Below are 14,830 nucleotides of genomic sequence, written 5' to 3'. Positions count from 1 at the left end.
AACCATTCGGTTGGCCCTTTTTCATTGGATACGCGACAGGCACCGTTACATGGCGTGCAACCCGTGCTAGTATTGACGCTGGGCAGTGCAGGCCGCCCAGCTCTCGCGAAAGCCAACGCACCTGCTCAGGAAAATCCGTTTCAGGAGTCATACCTGTTCAATCACAGTCGCCGTAGCGAGAGCGGCAACATCATGTGAATAGGATCAGGCATGCGCCCCCAAACTCAGCAACAAATCCCGCTCGACACCAACACCGACTTTTTGCGCCGCCACGCCCGTGGCATGTTGCGCAGCGCGCACTCGGACCAACCCAGCAAGGCGCTCCCTATCGTCCGCCGTGTCCACACGGCCCGCGCGTTTTCAATGCCACGCCTGACCGAGCTTTACCATGCTCGCGCCAAACTACAACTCAAGCATATGTTTCGCACACTGGCAGCAGAACTCGGCTATGCGAGTTGGGATGCCTGCAAACGCGACATCGATCGTCGCCCGAGCGAGATTCTGGATCGTTTCCGGCTCGACCTTGGCACGTTCGGCGACCATGAGCATGTCTGGTTTGCAGACCAGCCTACGGCAGCTGCGTGGCAGCGCCAGCACGGAGGCCGGATGGTCTTGTACGGTACTCAGGCTGTCATGATGCCGGCTTGAACGGTGAGTATTGGGGATGGCCGGCCGTCTGAGCGGCCATCCTGGTGGTTTCTTTTAACGACCACGACGACAATTCGCAAATGTTGTTGCTGAGATATTGAACAGTCGATAGACTGGGGAGAACATTATGTTCTTCCCGTCATGTCCGAATCCGTCCACGAGTCACCCGTTATCAGTAACAGTCCATGGACGGACGATGAGTTGTTGCGTGCCATCGAAGCCTACCTCGACATGCTGCGGGCCGAATTGAATGGCCAGCCATACAGCAAGGCCCAGATAAACCGTGATTTACGGGCCGGCCCACTTGCGATGCGGACCAAGGGCTCCATTGAGTTCCGTATGCAGAATATATCGGCGGCGCTGTATGAGCTGAAAATGCCCTGGATCGTGGGCTATCTACCTGCGAAAAATATTGGCACCACCGTCAAGGAAAAGATGATCACGCTGCTGCATACGAGCGGCATCGAATTTCTTGAGCCGTTCGTTGCAACAGCCGATCCGGCAAGATTGGCCAGGAACGTGACGGCATTGCGGCAGCAAACGCTTGCTACGCGTCCACTCGGCAGCTTTCAACCAGCCATGGTGTCGACGATTGCGACCTCTTACGTGCGAGACCCGGCGGTGAAAGCATGGGTGCTGCAAGTCGCAAACGGTCGCTGCGAAGGTTGTGATGCTCCCGCACCGTTCATGGGCGGAGACGGCCTGCCCTACCTCGAAGTCCATCACGTCATGCCACTGTCGAGCCACGGTTCTGACACTACAGCAAATGCGGCCGCCCTCTGCCCAAATTGCCATCGCCGATGCCACTCGTCGATCGACCGCGATGAATTCAAGCTCGCCTTGTATCAAAAAATTGCTCGGCTGATCGTCGAGGTGCCGGCGTTGGATTAACGTGCCACCGAACGCTGATTGGCTCGCGGCTCGATCTGTTCGTCGTACACGTTCAGCCGTTTTTTCACGTTGGCATCGCTGCCATATTTCTTTTTGAGCGAATGCAGTCGCCGATCGGTACCGCGACAGCGTTTCTCGATCTGGCCAGTGACTTCTCGCATCCGCTCCGCCTCTTCAGGATCGGGTAGCTCGCCGCGAAAATGATCGCACGCGTCGCGTTGCGCAATGAACTGTCTGACATCGTTTGGCAGCTTTTCCGCTGCGAAAACGGGCGAGAAGGAGAACAGAAGAAGAACAGGAACCAGGCCAAGCGTCTTCATAAATCTCCCTATCGCTGACGTGCTGCTTACCGCAGCCGAATCTTGACCACCGCATTTCCCGACGTCACATACAGCAGCCCTTTGCCGTCCGTAACGATGCCGCGAATGTCGCCCAAGCTCCCTGGCAGATCCCCCACTCGCAACGTCGTCGCCCGCGTCGTCCCCGCCACCGTCGTCACCACACCCGCCGGCGTAATCTTGCGAACGAGGTTATTCACCGCATCCGCCGCATACAGATTGCCTTGAGGATCAACGGTCAGCGCCACGACCTGCTCGAAGCGCGCCGCGTTGCCGGTGCCGTTCACTGCGCCGCGCGCATTCTGCGCACCAGCAATCGTAAACAGATTGTCCGACCCAAAATTGGCCGTCGGATTCCAGCGACTGATCTCGCGCTCGAGATCGAACAAGTAGACGACATTGCTGCTGTCGACCGCCACGCCGCGCGGCGCCAGCGTGCGCGTGCCGAACAGGTCATTGACCGTGTTCTGCCCTTCCAAAATCCCCGTCCCACCTGCGCCGATGGCAGAGCGGCGCGTGCCGTAATTGTTGGTGATGTAGAGATTGTTGTTGGCGTCGACGGCAATCGCGCCTGGCGTGACGTCAGGCCGGCTCGCTGTCGCGACGTTGCTGCCAACCGGGATCGTGGTCACCGTCGCGACCTGGCCACCCGTTGTGATGCTGCGGATATTTACATCATCCGCCACATACACCGTGCCACCGCTCCCGACCGTCAACGCGACCGGATTGACGAAGCGCGCATTGGCGGCGGCGCCGTTGGTCAGCCGGCTCTGCCCTGCGCCGCCGGCCAGCGTGGTCACCACCCCGTCTGGCGTGATCTTGCGGATGACGTAGTTGCCGCGATCTGCCACGTAGACGTTGCCGCTGCTGTCGATCGCCAGCCCGTGCGGATTATTGAAGCGCGCTGCCGTGCCGGTGCCGTCCATCGTCCCGTCGGCAGTGGGGTCGCCCGCGAACACCGACAGCGCCGCCGTTGGTGCTGGTGGCGGCTTGTCATCGTCCTTGTCCTTGTCCTTCGGGATGCCGTCACCGCAACCGGCCAGCAGCGCCATCAAACCAAGGGCGCCGAGCAGATTCAGGCGCGAACGGGACACATCATTAACAGGGCGGCGCATTGGCAAAATCTCCAGAAAGTATCTCGAACGATGCTATCACGGGCCTTTGCGCGCGGTGGTGCTGCCGGTGATGGCTGGTGCATAAACTGCGTCGGACCTTCCCCTGCGGCGTGTCAGATGCAGGCGACGTACTTGGGTTCCCGCCTTCGCGGGAACGACGTTTTTACGTTGACTGGAAAATAATGCCACCCCGAATTCCCGTACTTTCTTTTCCACACGCGCCTATTGTCCGCTTGACATACGGCGCCGAGTTCCTTAAAGTCGAAATTATGTCTTTCACCCTGCATCTGTCAAACACTCTCCCAGCCGCTGGCGCGCTATCGCTAGCTGCACTGCTACTACGCGCCTGATCGTTCGGCCGTACGCCCGGCACACGCCGGTCTCCACAGCAGCAGGAAAGTCGCAGATGTCTACCACGCCAATTTTCGCTTCATCGTTTTTCCTCACCGGGTCCATCCTGGCGGCGAGCGCTTGCGTTCCATCCGCAGCGCTAAACCTACCGACCGGTTGCCGGGCCTCGCGTTTCGTGGCCCGCCCGGCAGCCTCCGCCACCCGCAGGCGCATCCGCGCCGCCCAGTGACCAAACCAATCAGGAGCACCCGATCATGTTGACCAATCCCGCCGCCAAGTACCGCCCCTTCCCTGCCATCGATCTGGCAGACCGCCAGTGGCCAAGCCGCACCATCACCACGCCGCCGATCTGGATGAGCACCGACCTGCGCGACGGTAACCAGGCATTGATCGAGCCGATGAGCCCGGAGAAGAAGCTGCGCTTCTTCAAGATGCTGGTCAAGATCGGCATCAAGGAGATCGAGGTGGGCTTCCCATCCGCTTCGCAGACCGACTTCGACTTCGTGCGCATGCTGGTCGACGACAAGCACATCCCGGACGACGTCACCATCATCGTGTTGACCCAATCGCGCGATGAGCTGATTCGCCGCACTGTCGAATCGGCCGTTGGCGCCAAGCGCGCGATCGTCCACGTCTACAACTCGGTCGCGCCGGTGTTCCGCCGCGTGGTGTTCAATATGGAGCGCGACGAGATCGTGCAGATCGCGGTCAAGGGCACGCATCTGATCAAGGATCTGACGTCTCAGCATCCGCAGACCCAGTGGGGACTGGAGTATTCGCCGGAATCGTTCTCGACGACCGAGCTGGATTTCTCGAAGCAGATCACCGATGCGGTCAGCGCCGTCTGGCAGCCGACGCCGGCCAACAAGATGATCGTCAACTTGCCGTCGACCGTCGAAGCGGCCACGCCGAACGTCTACGCCGACCAGATCGAGTGGATGTGCCGTAACCTGAACAACCGCGAGTCGCTCGTCATCAGCGTCCACCCGCACAACGACCGTGGCACTGCTGTCGCCGCTGCCGAACTGGCGGTGATGGCCGGTGCGGACCGCGTCGAGGGCTGCCTGTTTGGTAACGGCGAGCGCACCGGTAACGTCGACCTGGTCACGCTGGCGATGAATTTGTACACGCAGGGCGTGCACCCGGGCCTGGACTTTTCGGACATCGACGCTGTGCGCCAGCTGGTCGAGGATTGCAACCAGCTGCCGGTGCACCCGCGCCATCCGTATGCGGGCGATCTGGTGTTCACAGCGTTCTCGGGTTCGCACCAGGATGCGATCAAGAAGGGCTTTGCGAAGCAGCAGGCCGACGCCATCTGGGAAGTGCCGTACCTGCCGATCGATCCGGCCGACCTGGGGCGCAGCTACGATGCGGTCATCCGCGTCAACAGCCAGTCAGGCAAAGGTGGCATGGCGTACCTGCTCGAGCAGGAATACGGCCTGCAACTGCCGCGCCGCCTGCAGATCGAGTTCTCGCGCGTTGTGCAGCGCCAGGCCGACGAGAGCGGCCGCGAGATCAACCCGGCCGACTTGCACGCGCTGTTCGCAAGCGAGTACCTGGACCAGCAAGAGCCGTATCACTACATCGCGCACCGCATGACCGAAGACAGCGCGCATGACGTGCAGCTCGAAGTCGATGTGGCGCGTCACCATGCGCCGCAGGTGTTCTCGGGCCGCGGCAACGGGCCGATCGACGCGTTCGTCACGGCGCTGGGCCTCGAGATTCGCCTGATGGATTACCACGAGCATGCAATCGGCTCGGGCGCCGATGCACGTGCCGCGTGCTATGTCGAGCTGCGGGTGGGCAATGGGCCGACGTTGTTCGGTGTCGGCATCGACAGCAATATCGTGACGGCGTCGTTCAAGTCGGTGCTGTCGGCGGTGAACCGCCATGTGGTGAGTGCCGAGCCGAATTCGGACGCTCTGGCGGCATAACGATGCCACTTGGGCTCCCGCCTTCGCGGGAGCGACGGTGTTCAGGCTGAGGCCCCTGCATTAAGCACGTCGTCCCCGCGAAGGCGGGGACCCAAGGTCAGCCACCGACGCCGCAACCGCAACTCACCGCCCACTCATCCGATCCACAATCTGCAACGACGCGCGCTCGCTCATCACCAGCACGAGCTTGAGCCGCGCGCGCGTCATCCCCACGAACAGCTTGCGCAGCGTCTGCTCGTCGAGCGCTTCGAAATCGATCTCGGTAAAAATCAGCGCCGGCGCCGACTGCCCTTTGAAGCGGTACACCGATTCGGCCAGCAGCCCGCCTTCGCGGAACACCGGTGTGCCGAACAAGTCATATGCCCCCGTGAACGAACGCAGCGAGTGCGCGTCGCTCAGGCGATCAAGCTGTAAAATCGCCGACTTTTCGCGGCCGCGAAACGCGCAGATCGCGATGTCCTGGCGCCCGAAGCCGGCCGCCAGGCACGACGTCACGGCGCGCCGCGTCTGCGCCAGCATCGCTTCGACGTCGCCTTCGGGATAGGTCAGCTCTTCGATGTCGGCGCCCTTGAACGGGCTGCCCGCCTCCACCGGCTGGTGCGATGCGCCAATCGACGTGAGCATGTCGACGATCTGGCGCGGGCTGCGGTAATTGACATGCGAATGCAGCGTCACCCAGCCCGGCAGCGGCACCATCCCGCGGCCGTACAGGTTCTGGTCCGGGTCTTCCATCCAGATCGCGCGCCCGCCTTCTTTCAGCATGCGCAGCACGATGTCGCGCCACGCCACCGAAAAATCCTGGCCCTCGTCGACGATGACGACGTCGAACTGCCAGGTCTCGGGCAAGGTGGCGTCGGCCATCGATGCTTCGATCTTTTCCCACACATCCGCCGCCGCGTAATCGGGCGTGATGTCCTGCGCACGCAGCCAGGCGTCCGACAGCATGTGGAAGGTCGCGACCCGGCCGCCAGCCGGCACCAGCCGTTCAATGTGGTCGGCCAGCGGCCGGTTGAAGCACACGTACAGCGGACGCAGGCCAGCGTCGATGGCGGCGCTGTATTCGGCCAGCGCCAGCTGGGTCTTGCCGCTGCCGGCGGTGCCGATCACGTGCAGCCGGAATGGCGAGAAGTCGAGCCGCCGCGCCCAAGTGGCCAGGCCGCCCGAAAGTTTGGTGACCATCGCCTCGGCGTTGCCGATCATGGCGCTTGGATCGGGCCGCAAATTCAGCGTGTCGCCCAGGAAGCGCGTGACCTTGTCGAAGTCGTCGGTGCGCTCGGTGATGGGCAGCGCCTCGCGGATCACGCGTGCGAGCTTGGGTTTGTTCGATGCGTCGATGATGTGGTCGGCGTCGATGCCGGCCAGCGGCTGGTCGCGCACGATGTAGTCGGGACAGTACAGCAGGTAGTCGATGGACAGCTTTCCCTGAAAACGCTTGGCCAGGCCCTCGATCGTGGCCAGGATCTGCGTGCGGACCTTGCGCGGCTTGCCCTGGTAGCTTTTGACCAGGCCTTCCGGCGTCTCGTTCAGAAAGCCGGCGACCTGCTCGATGACCACCATGCGGCCATTCGGCGCGAGCACGATGAAGTCGACGTCGCCATACACCGAATAACCCTGCTCGACATTCGTCCAGTGCACGCCGTGGTAGATCACGTAGGGCGTGTCGGCCAGGCGCTGCTCCAGATAAGCGAGCGTCTCGATTTCGCGGGCGGCGGCGCCGGTGACAGACAGTTCGCGCCAGCCGCTTGGTTGGATATGGGCCATGGTGTCCGCTAACGTTAATAAGGTGGAAACTATTGTAAGACTGTTTGCACGATGGCCACACACCGTTGTCCATAGCACGCACCCGGTGCGCGGAAAGCTGTCGAATGGTTGCCTGAGTGAAAAATCTATTGTGGCTGTACGGCAATCCAGTGCACACTTTCGTTCATTCCGTTTCGTGCAGGTTTCCTTGTGTATTTCACTTCTCCGTTCTCGCTGATCCTGCGCACGGCGCTGGCCCTGTTCGGCCTGCTGCTCGCAGCCGGCGCCGCCCAGGCTGGCACGACGTACCGCTTCGGCGGCACGGCGGTGTATGGCTGCTCGCTGTCGGGCAAGATCTACACCTGCCCCAGCAGCGCGGGGATCGCCTCGGACGACCGGATCGTCATCGACTCGGGGTACACCGTCAGCGTGCGGTCCGATTTCACGTTCGGCTACAACCAGGGTCTGACGATGTCGGGCACCGCGCGCCTGACCAGTACGGGCAATCTGAGCATTGCCGATCTTCCGCCTGGCAACCTGAATGTGTCCGGGGGTTCCTTCAGCGCTGCCAAAACCTTCACAGCGGGTAACCAGGTGCAGACCTTCAAGGCCGACATCAGCGCCGCGTCGCTGGTGCTGGGCAGCGGGTCGACCTTGCAGATCACCGGTACTTTGGCGTCCACCGGGCCGGTCACCATCGGATCGAACACGACGATCACCGGCCCCGTCACAGGCACCACGGTCTCCATCGGCACGCCGGTCAGGATCACGGGCGACGTCAACGCGTCCACGAGCCTGTTCCTGGGCTCGGGCAGCACGATCGACGGCAACGTCGACACCGGTCAGATGACGCTGCAAGCCTCGGACGCGCTCATTACGGGCAATGCAGCGGTCGACTTTGCAAAGCTGGACTGGAATGGCCGCGTGGCCAAGAAAATCATCTGCAAGACAGGCACGCGCCCTGGCGAATGCGACTGCGTGGACAACCAGAGCGGGAATCCGGTCAACACGCCCAAAGGGCCGACCTGCGAGTCGGCCAAGCCGGCGACGGCCCCCTTGCACCACTTTCAGATCACCCATGACGGCAGCGGCCGCACCTGCGCGCCGGAAAGCGTGACCGTGACGGCCTGCGCCAACGAGTCTTGCAGCGCCTTGTACAAGGGCGGCGCGCAAATCACGTTGTCGCCGGGTGCAGTGGCTGCCACCATCGACAGCTCCGGTACCACGCTGGCGCAGGTGTCGCGCAACACGGCTGGCACCGACACCCTGCAACTGACGCAAGGTGGCGCCAAACCGGCCACCACCTGCTACAACAGCACGAGCAAGAGCACCAGCTGCGCGATCACATTTGCCAGCGGCGTGAGCTTCCGGATCGACGCAAACCACCACAAGGCCGGTGACAGCGCGGGCGCCATTGTCACGGCGCTCGCGCCCGACCCTGCTACCGGCCAGTGCGTGGCGGCCTTCAAGAACACCAGCAAGTATATCGCGTACGCCTGCCAGCATGTCACGACCAGTGCCGACACCAAGGGGTTGCAGCTGACTGACAACACGACCAAACGTGCCGCCACGCTGGCTTGCGCCACTGGTGCGGCGCAAGCCGTCAACAGCCGGTTCGATGCCGACGGCAAGGCGCAACTGACGCTGGTCTACCAGGATGTGGGCACGCTCAAACTCCTGGCGTCGTTCGACGACGCCCAGGGCGACACCACCGTGACCGTCGCGCCCTACACCTTCGACTTTTCAAAATTGCCCTCCGCCCCCGTCCGCGCGGGCGACAATTTCCAGGTCACCGTCACGGCAGTCAACAAGGCAGGCGTCACCACGCCAAGTTTCCACCGCAGTGCCCTGGCGGCTGGTGCCACGCTCACCGACATTGGGCTGTCCTGCGTCGGCAAGGGCAGCGCCGGCCTGTTCACTGGCACCAGGACGGAATTCAATAGCGGCGTCGCTGTGGCGACGCTGGCGTGGGGCGACGTCGGCATGCTGGACCTGAAGGCGACGTTGAGCGATTTTTTAGGTAGCAAAGTAGACGTGCTGGGTACCAGTGGCGAGACAACGACATGCACGCCGACCGTCGGCCCCTTCATCCCCAAGTATTTCAAGGTCGATTATCCGGCTGCGATCAAGACACGAACGTTCTACTATGCTGGCGAGCCAATTCCTGTCGAGGTGGCGGCGATGAATGCGCAAGGCGCCATTACCACGAACTATTCGGGCGACCTGGGCCTGAGCGAAACGGTGACGCTCACTGCGCTCAATCCGGCCGACTATGCTGCAATCAAGGACACCAGCGCCGAACTGAAGGACTTCACCGTGCCGGCGAGCGCCTTCAAGGCCGGGCTCGCACAGGCCAAGCCGGCCTACGGGCCGACAACCGCAGCGCCGATCGCTGCCAGCATTTTGCTCAGGGCCAGCAACAGCGGGGGCGTGGTGACATCGGGCGATGGCAAAGGTACATATGAAAAAGCCCGGCCTGCAGTCCACAGTGGCCGCCTGCGTATCGCCAATGCATTCGGTCGCATCAACACGCCACTGCCGATGCGCATTGAAGCCTATTACTGGACCGGCAAAAGCTGGCTGTTCAATCAGAAGGATGACTTCACCGTGATTCCGGCCAGCGCGTTTGCGCAAGTGGCCCGTCCAAAAGTGACGAATGGCGTGGCGCCGACGATTGGCGCTGTCAAGAGTGCCGTAGTACTGGCCAGCGGCCGCGGGCAAGTCGACCTGACGGGTGACCGGCCCGGCTGGATCGACCTGGCGATCAATCTGGGCAATGATACGCAGCCCCTGCCGTGCAACAAGGCCGCGTACCCCACGAACAGCGGCGCCCGGCTTGCCTGGCTGCGCCTGCCCACGGGCTGCGCCGATCCATCGGCACGCGCGACCTTTGGCGAGCAATCGGCCGAAGAGCGTCGCATCATCCACGTGCGCCAGGTGTTCAATTGAGCCGCCAGCAGGGTTTCACGATGGTTGAACTGATCACGGTGATGGTGCTGATCGGCGTGCTGGCAGCCTTCGCCCTTCCGCGCCTGATGGGAGACAGCACGACCGGTGCGGCCCTGTTTGGCGACCAGGTGGCCAGCGCTTTGCGCATGGCCCAGAAAAGCGCGGTCGCGCGTCGCCGCACGGTATGCGTAACCATGACGGCAACCACGCTGACGCTGCGCGTGCGTACCGCCGTCGGCAACGGACCCTGCGACGTGCAGCTGCAGGGCATCACCGATGGTCTGTACGACAGCAAGGAAGCAGGCATCGTCATGAGCGGCGCGCCCCCGCTGCTGCTGTTCCGCCCCGACGGCACCATCGATGACGGCAACGGCGTACGCCTGGGCAGGGTCGACATCGCCATCAAGGGTGCAAACGCCATCCGGCGCACCATCACGCTTGACGGAGGCACTGGCTATGTCCATTAAACGCATGGCAGGCACCACGCTGATCGAACTGATCGTTGCGATCGTGATCGTGGGCACCGCCCTGGCGGGACTCGTGGCTGCCTACAACCGCGCCAATATCGCCTCCACCGATCCCTTGATTACCCAGCAAATGCTGGCGATCGCCGAATCGATGATGGAAGAGGTCATGCAAAAGCCGTTCGTCGCGCAACCAAATCAGGCAGGCCGCCTGTTTTTCAATGACCTCATGGACTACAACGGCTACGGGCCTGTCGCCGTCAGCGATGTCAACGGCGCCCCTGTTCCAGACCTGGGACGCTATACCGTACAGGTGCAGGTCAACCAGCAGGGCATCACCGGCGTGGCCCCTGCCAACGCCATGCGCGTCCAGGTCATCGTGCGCGCACCCGGCGCCCAGGATCTGCGTCTGGTCGGCTGGAGGACGCGTCCATGAGCCATTGCATGCGCCATTCCATGCGCCAGGGCGTGCAGCGCGATGGCGGATTCACGCTGGTCGAGCTGATCCTGGTCATCGTCCTGATCGGCATCATCGGCGGCGTGCTCACGATGCAGCTGGCTCCGGCCATCCAGAGTTACCTCTTGATCAGCCAGCGCGCAGGCCTGACGAGTCAGGCTGACACCGCGCTGCGCAGGATCACCACCGAGGTGCGCGCCGCCGTGCCCAATTCGCTGCGCCTGAATAATCCGCAATGCCTGGACCTCGTGCCGACCCGCGATGGCGGCCGTTATCGAATGGGGCCCGACACAGTCAATCCCGACGACGTCCATATCAACGATGCCGAAACCGGTACCGCGTTCGATGTGCTCACGCCGCTCAATGCGATGCCGACGCCAGGCGATGCGATCGTGATCGGCAACCGCAGTCCGGACGATGTGTATAACGACTCAAATGTCGGCACGGTCAGCGCGCTGGCCGGGCCATCGCCGAATGCGCAGGCCGGCATCAGCCGCATCATGCTGAACGCGCCGATCCAGATTCCCCAAGGGTACGATGGCGGCCGCTTCCTGGTCGTGCCAGGAAACGAGCGCGTCGTTACTTACGTCTGTACGCAGGGCGTCGACAACGTAACTGGCAACGGCACAGGCTTCCTGACACGGTTTTCCCGCACCACGTCTGGCGCAACGACGTGCAATGCGCCGGCCGGCACATCGGCCATCGTGGCCACCCGGGTGTCGGCCTGCAGCTTCGTCGTCTACACCAACCAGGGAGCGACCCAGGACAGCGGCTTCGTACAACTCCAGCTCACGCTGACCGAGCGCGGTGAATCGGTCCCGCTCACGATCGGCACCCACGTCGACAACCTGCCATGATCCGCTTCCCCATCCTTCCCCGGCGCCAGTCAGGCTTCGCCTATATCGCTGCCGTGATCTTCCTGGTGGTGATTGCCGGCGTCGCGGTCGTGCTGTTGCGCCTGACCGATACCCAGCAGAGCACCGTCAACCAGGCCTTGCTGGCTGCGCGCGCCAGCCTGGCGGCACGCGGCGGCCTTGAATGGGTCTTCAACAACCCGGCGCAGCGCTGCTCCCAGGCCCCTCTGTCGACCAGCAATGCAGCGCCAGCGGGGGCGTTAAATCATCTCACTGACTTCCGTGCCGAGTCCGGATTCCTGGTCAGTGTCAGCTGCTCATTCCGGGCCTATAACGAGGGCGAGACGATCGATGCCAGCGGTAACTCGTCACCGGTTGTCAAACGCATCTACCGGATCGAGGCCGTGGCCTGCAATGGCACTGCCACCACCTGCCCGGACTCTGGCAGCGTGCCACGCGCCGATTACGTCGAGCGTGCGCAAGTGGCCACCATCTGCCTGCTGACAGACGGCACGCCCTGCGTGTGAGTGTTGTCGGCAGCGGCTGCCTTGCCGGAGGATTGTGCAATCTTCCAGGACCATCGCACGCCCCGTCGGTGGTCTAATGCACGTTGTTCACCGACCTGAGAAACTGTTCATGCAAGCGATCCGCGACCTCGCTACCCAGATTGCGCAGCACGCCCCCGGCGACGGCATGCACCAGAGTCCGATCCCCGGCGTGTGGCTGATCCGCAGCGGCCAGACGACCGAACCGCTGCGTGTCGTGCACACGCCGGCGGTGTGCATCATCGCGCAGGGCGCCAAGCTGGTCTCGCTGGGCGGCACTGACTACCGCTACGACACGGCCAAGTTCCTGGTGGTGTCGGTCGATTTGCCGGTGACCGGCTGCGTGACGCTGGCGACCGAGGATGAACCCTATCTGTGCCTGCGGGTCGATCTCGACGCGCAGTTGCTCGCCGCGCTCGACCTCGAACTGCCGGCGCGGCCGGCCGCGCGCGGCACGCCCCCGGCGCGCGGACTGTTTCTGAGCGAGACCACGCCCGCGCTGCTCGAGGTCGCCAACCGCCTCGTGCGCCTGCTCGATGCACCCCACGACATCGCGGTGCTCGCGCCGCTGCTGCTGAAGGAGTTTCACTATCGCCTGCTGACCGGCGAGCATGCCGACACCGTGCGCCATTGCGCGCGCGGCGATGGACGCATCGCGCAGGTCACCCGCGCCATCTGCTGGATCAAGGATCACTACAACCGGCCACTGAGCGTCGAGCGCCTGGCCGGCGAGGTGGGCATGAGTTCGTCGACGCTGCACGAGCACTTCAAGACCGTGACTTCGATGAGTCCGCTGCAATATCAGAAGCAGCTACGCCTGCAAGAAGCGCGGCGGCTGATGCTCGCCGGGTCGATCGACGCGGCGCGCGCCGGCCATGCGGTGGGCTACGAAAGCAGCTCGCAGTTTTCGCGCGAATACGCGCGCTTCTTCGGCCTGTCGCCAGGGCGCGATGCGACGCGGTTGCGCCAGTCGCTCCAGGCGGGCGGCCTGCAGGCGATGCGCTGACAGGTGCGTGCCGACGACATGCCGGCGCGGCGGTCTCTATAATCGCCGCATGACTTCTACTCCACTGACCCGCGCATGAGCTATCGCCTGGCGATCTTCGACTTCGACGGCACGCTGGCCGACTCGTGGCCTTTCTTCATGAGCGTGTTCAATGAGATCGCCGATCAGCACGGTTTCCGGCGCGTCGACGCGGCGCAGGCCGAGCAACTGCGCCACTACGGCCCGCGCGACATCATGCGCCATGTCGGGATGCCGGCCTGGAAGTTGCCGATCGCCTCGCGCTCGTTCATCGACCGCATGCGCGGCGCCACCGGCCGCATCGCGCTGTTCGACGGCATCGCCCACACGCTACGCGAGCTCGACCGCAATGGCGTGCGGCTGGCGGTGGTGTCATCCAATGCCGAAGACAATGTGCGCCACGTGCTGGGACCGGAACTGGCAGGCCTGATGGGACAGTACGAATGCGGCATGTCGATCTTCGGCAAGGCGGCGCGCATCCGCAAGGTCGTGCGCCGTGCCACGGTGCCGGCCATCGAGGCGTTGTATGTGGGCGACCAGACCACCGATGGCGACGCCGCGCGCCGGGCCGGGATCGCGTTCGGGGCGGTCGGCTGGGGCTATGCGTCGATGGAAGCGCTGCGCCGGGTGGCCCCGGAGCGCGAGTTCGGGACGCCCGCGGATCTGCTGTCGCTCGCAAGCCAAACGTGCCCGCCACGGAATTGCCCGGACGCATAGGCCAGTTGCTATACTCGGCAGCAACTGCATCAATGAACAACGGACCTTTCATGCGCCTTCCCCTCATCTTCCTGGCTCCGCTGCTGCTGAGCGGCTGCTTCATCGAGACGTCGACGTACGTGATCGACCTGAATACCGATCATGCGATCACGCTGAAGGTGGAGAAGGACAATTTCTGGACGAAAGAAGGCACGCTGCGCGTCGTCATGTCGCGCCTGCCGGATTGCCAGCGCCAGTACGAGCTGGGCTCAGTGTGGCTGGCCGACTTGCAGGTCGAACTGTTCGGCAACGGCAACAATGTCTACACGCTGCGCGCAGACGACCAGGCATGGCAGATCGACACCACGACCTGTAGTGAACTGAAGGCGCCCGACCCCGATGCCGTCACCGGCCTGCCGCTGGGAAGCTTCACGCTGAACAGCGACAACAAGCTCAACTTCGAGAAGCCGGAAGCGGCCAGCGAATAACGCTCAGTAGCGCTGCGTCAGCGCGCGCAATCGCGCGAGCTCGATCTCACGGCCTGATTTCTCGAGCACGCTTTCAAGCAGCGACTGGCCGTTCTCGCGTTGCATGGTCCACTGCGTGAAATACTCGTGCACCGTGCGCCACGGGGGGAAATCGGGTGGCATCGCGCGCCAGGTGGCGCCGGTGTGCAAAAAATACAACACGGCGCAAAACACGTCGTACAAATCGTGCTTGCGCGGGCGCGTCTTGCGGCGCGCCGCTTCAAGCATGGCGCGCACGACCTCGAAGTGTTCGCGGGGGATATCGCTGGGGTAGACAGCTCGGTCCATGGTGACCTC

14 protein-coding genes and 1 pseudogene are annotated in these 14,830 nt (G+C 63.2%); 11 read left to right on the top strand and 4 right to left on the bottom strand.

What is annotated here, in order from left to right:
• Positions 1-210: 210 nt before the first annotated feature.
• Together NX775_RS22720 and NX775_RS22715 are read left to right on the top strand one after the other, a co-directional pair.
• Positions 211-648, top strand: a complete 438-nt coding sequence (locus NX775_RS22720) for a hypothetical protein (protein WP_258838050.1) — start codon at positions 211-213, stop codon at positions 646-648.
• Between the two features lie 141 nt (positions 649-789).
• A complete protein-coding gene (locus NX775_RS22715; RefSeq protein WP_258838049.1) occupies positions 790-1,539 on the top strand; it encodes an HNH endonuclease in 750 nt (249 codons plus the stop codon).
• Here NX775_RS22715 and NX775_RS22710 read toward each other — a convergent pair.
• Together NX775_RS22710 and NX775_RS22705 are read right to left on the bottom strand one after the other, a co-directional pair.
• Positions 1,536-1,859, bottom strand: a complete 324-nt coding sequence (locus NX775_RS22710) for a hypothetical protein (protein WP_258838048.1) — start codon at positions 1,857-1,859, stop codon at positions 1,536-1,538. The genes NX775_RS22715 and NX775_RS22710 overlap by 4 nt on opposite strands.
• Positions 1,860-1,885: 26 nt before the next feature.
• The gene (locus NX775_RS22705; RefSeq protein ID WP_258838047.1) at positions 1,886-2,992 is read right to left on the bottom strand and encodes an NHL repeat-containing protein; all 1,107 of its coding nucleotides are present in this window, start codon (positions 2,990-2,992) and stop codon (positions 1,886-1,888) included.
• 602 nt (positions 2,993-3,594) lie between these two features.
• Here NX775_RS22705 and leuA point away from each other — a divergent pair.
• Positions 3,595-5,277: a 2-isopropylmalate synthase gene (gene leuA / locus NX775_RS22700; protein WP_258838094.1), complete on the top strand. Its 1,683-nt coding sequence runs from the start codon at positions 3,595-3,597 to the stop codon at positions 5,275-5,277.
• A 123-nt stretch (positions 5,278-5,400) separates the two neighbouring features.
• Here the strand turns inward: leuA and NX775_RS22695 are convergent, their stop codons facing one another.
• Positions 5,401-7,038: an ATP-binding domain-containing protein gene (locus NX775_RS22695; RefSeq protein ID WP_258838046.1), complete on the bottom strand. Its 1,638-nt coding sequence runs from the start codon at positions 7,036-7,038 to the stop codon at positions 5,401-5,403.
• A gap of 189 nt (positions 7,039-7,227) precedes the next feature.
• Here NX775_RS22695 and NX775_RS22690 point away from each other — a divergent pair, with 189 nt between their 5' ends.
• The 8 genes from NX775_RS22690 to NX775_RS22655 all read left to right on the top strand — a co-directional run bounded on the left by NX775_RS22690 (position 7,228) and on the right by NX775_RS22655 (position 14,494).
• Positions 7,228-9,966: a DUF6701 domain-containing protein gene (locus tag NX775_RS22690; RefSeq protein WP_258838045.1), complete on the top strand. Its 2,739-nt coding sequence runs from the start codon at positions 7,228-7,230 to the stop codon at positions 9,964-9,966.
• Positions 9,963-10,433, top strand: coding sequence for a pilus assembly FimT family protein (locus tag NX775_RS22685; protein ID WP_258838044.1), 471 nt, complete (start codon positions 9,963-9,965; stop codon positions 10,431-10,433). The genes NX775_RS22690 and NX775_RS22685 overlap by 4 nt, the downstream gene beginning before the upstream one ends.
• Complete coding sequence (locus NX775_RS22680; RefSeq protein WP_258838043.1) at positions 10,423-10,866, top strand: type IV pilus modification PilV family protein; 444 nt, start codon at positions 10,423-10,425, stop codon at positions 10,864-10,866. The genes NX775_RS22685 and NX775_RS22680 overlap by 11 nt, the downstream gene beginning before the upstream one ends.
• Before the next feature lie 8 nt (positions 10,867-10,874).
• Positions 10,875-11,744, top strand: coding sequence for a prepilin-type N-terminal cleavage/methylation domain-containing protein (locus tag NX775_RS22675; RefSeq protein WP_258838042.1), 870 nt, complete (start codon positions 10,875-10,877; stop codon positions 11,742-11,744).
• Positions 11,741-12,268, top strand: a complete 528-nt coding sequence (locus NX775_RS22670; protein WP_258838041.1) for a hypothetical protein — start codon at positions 11,741-11,743, stop codon at positions 12,266-12,268. The genes NX775_RS22675 and NX775_RS22670 overlap by 4 nt, the downstream gene beginning before the upstream one ends.
• 109 nt (positions 12,269-12,377) lie before the next feature.
• Positions 12,378-13,292, top strand: coding sequence for an AraC family transcriptional regulator (locus tag NX775_RS22665; RefSeq protein WP_258838040.1), 915 nt, complete (start codon positions 12,378-12,380; stop codon positions 13,290-13,292).
• A gap of 75 nt (positions 13,293-13,367) precedes the next feature.
• Positions 13,368-14,027 carry an HAD hydrolase-like protein gene (locus NX775_RS22660; RefSeq protein WP_258838039.1) on the top strand — a complete coding sequence of 220 codons (660 nt, stop codon included), beginning with the start codon at positions 13,368-13,370 and terminating at the stop codon, positions 14,025-14,027.
• Positions 14,028-14,077: 50 nt separating this feature from the next.
• A complete protein-coding gene (locus NX775_RS22655; RefSeq protein WP_258838038.1) occupies positions 14,078-14,494 on the top strand; it encodes a hypothetical protein in 417 nt (138 codons plus the stop codon).
• A gap of 51 nt (positions 14,495-14,545) precedes the next feature.
• Here the strand turns inward: NX775_RS22655 and NX775_RS22650 are convergent.
• Positions 14,546-14,821 (bottom strand): annotated as a pseudogene (locus tag NX775_RS22650) (transposase); the annotation flags it as partial.
• Positions 14,822-14,830: the final 9 nt, after the last annotated feature.

Origin of the sequence: Massilia aurea, from assembly GCF_024753205.1 — a bacterium.
Classification (GTDB): Bacteria; Pseudomonadota; Gammaproteobacteria; order Burkholderiales; family Burkholderiaceae_D; genus Telluria; species Telluria aurea.
This window is presented reverse-complemented; position numbering and strand designations above follow the sequence as displayed.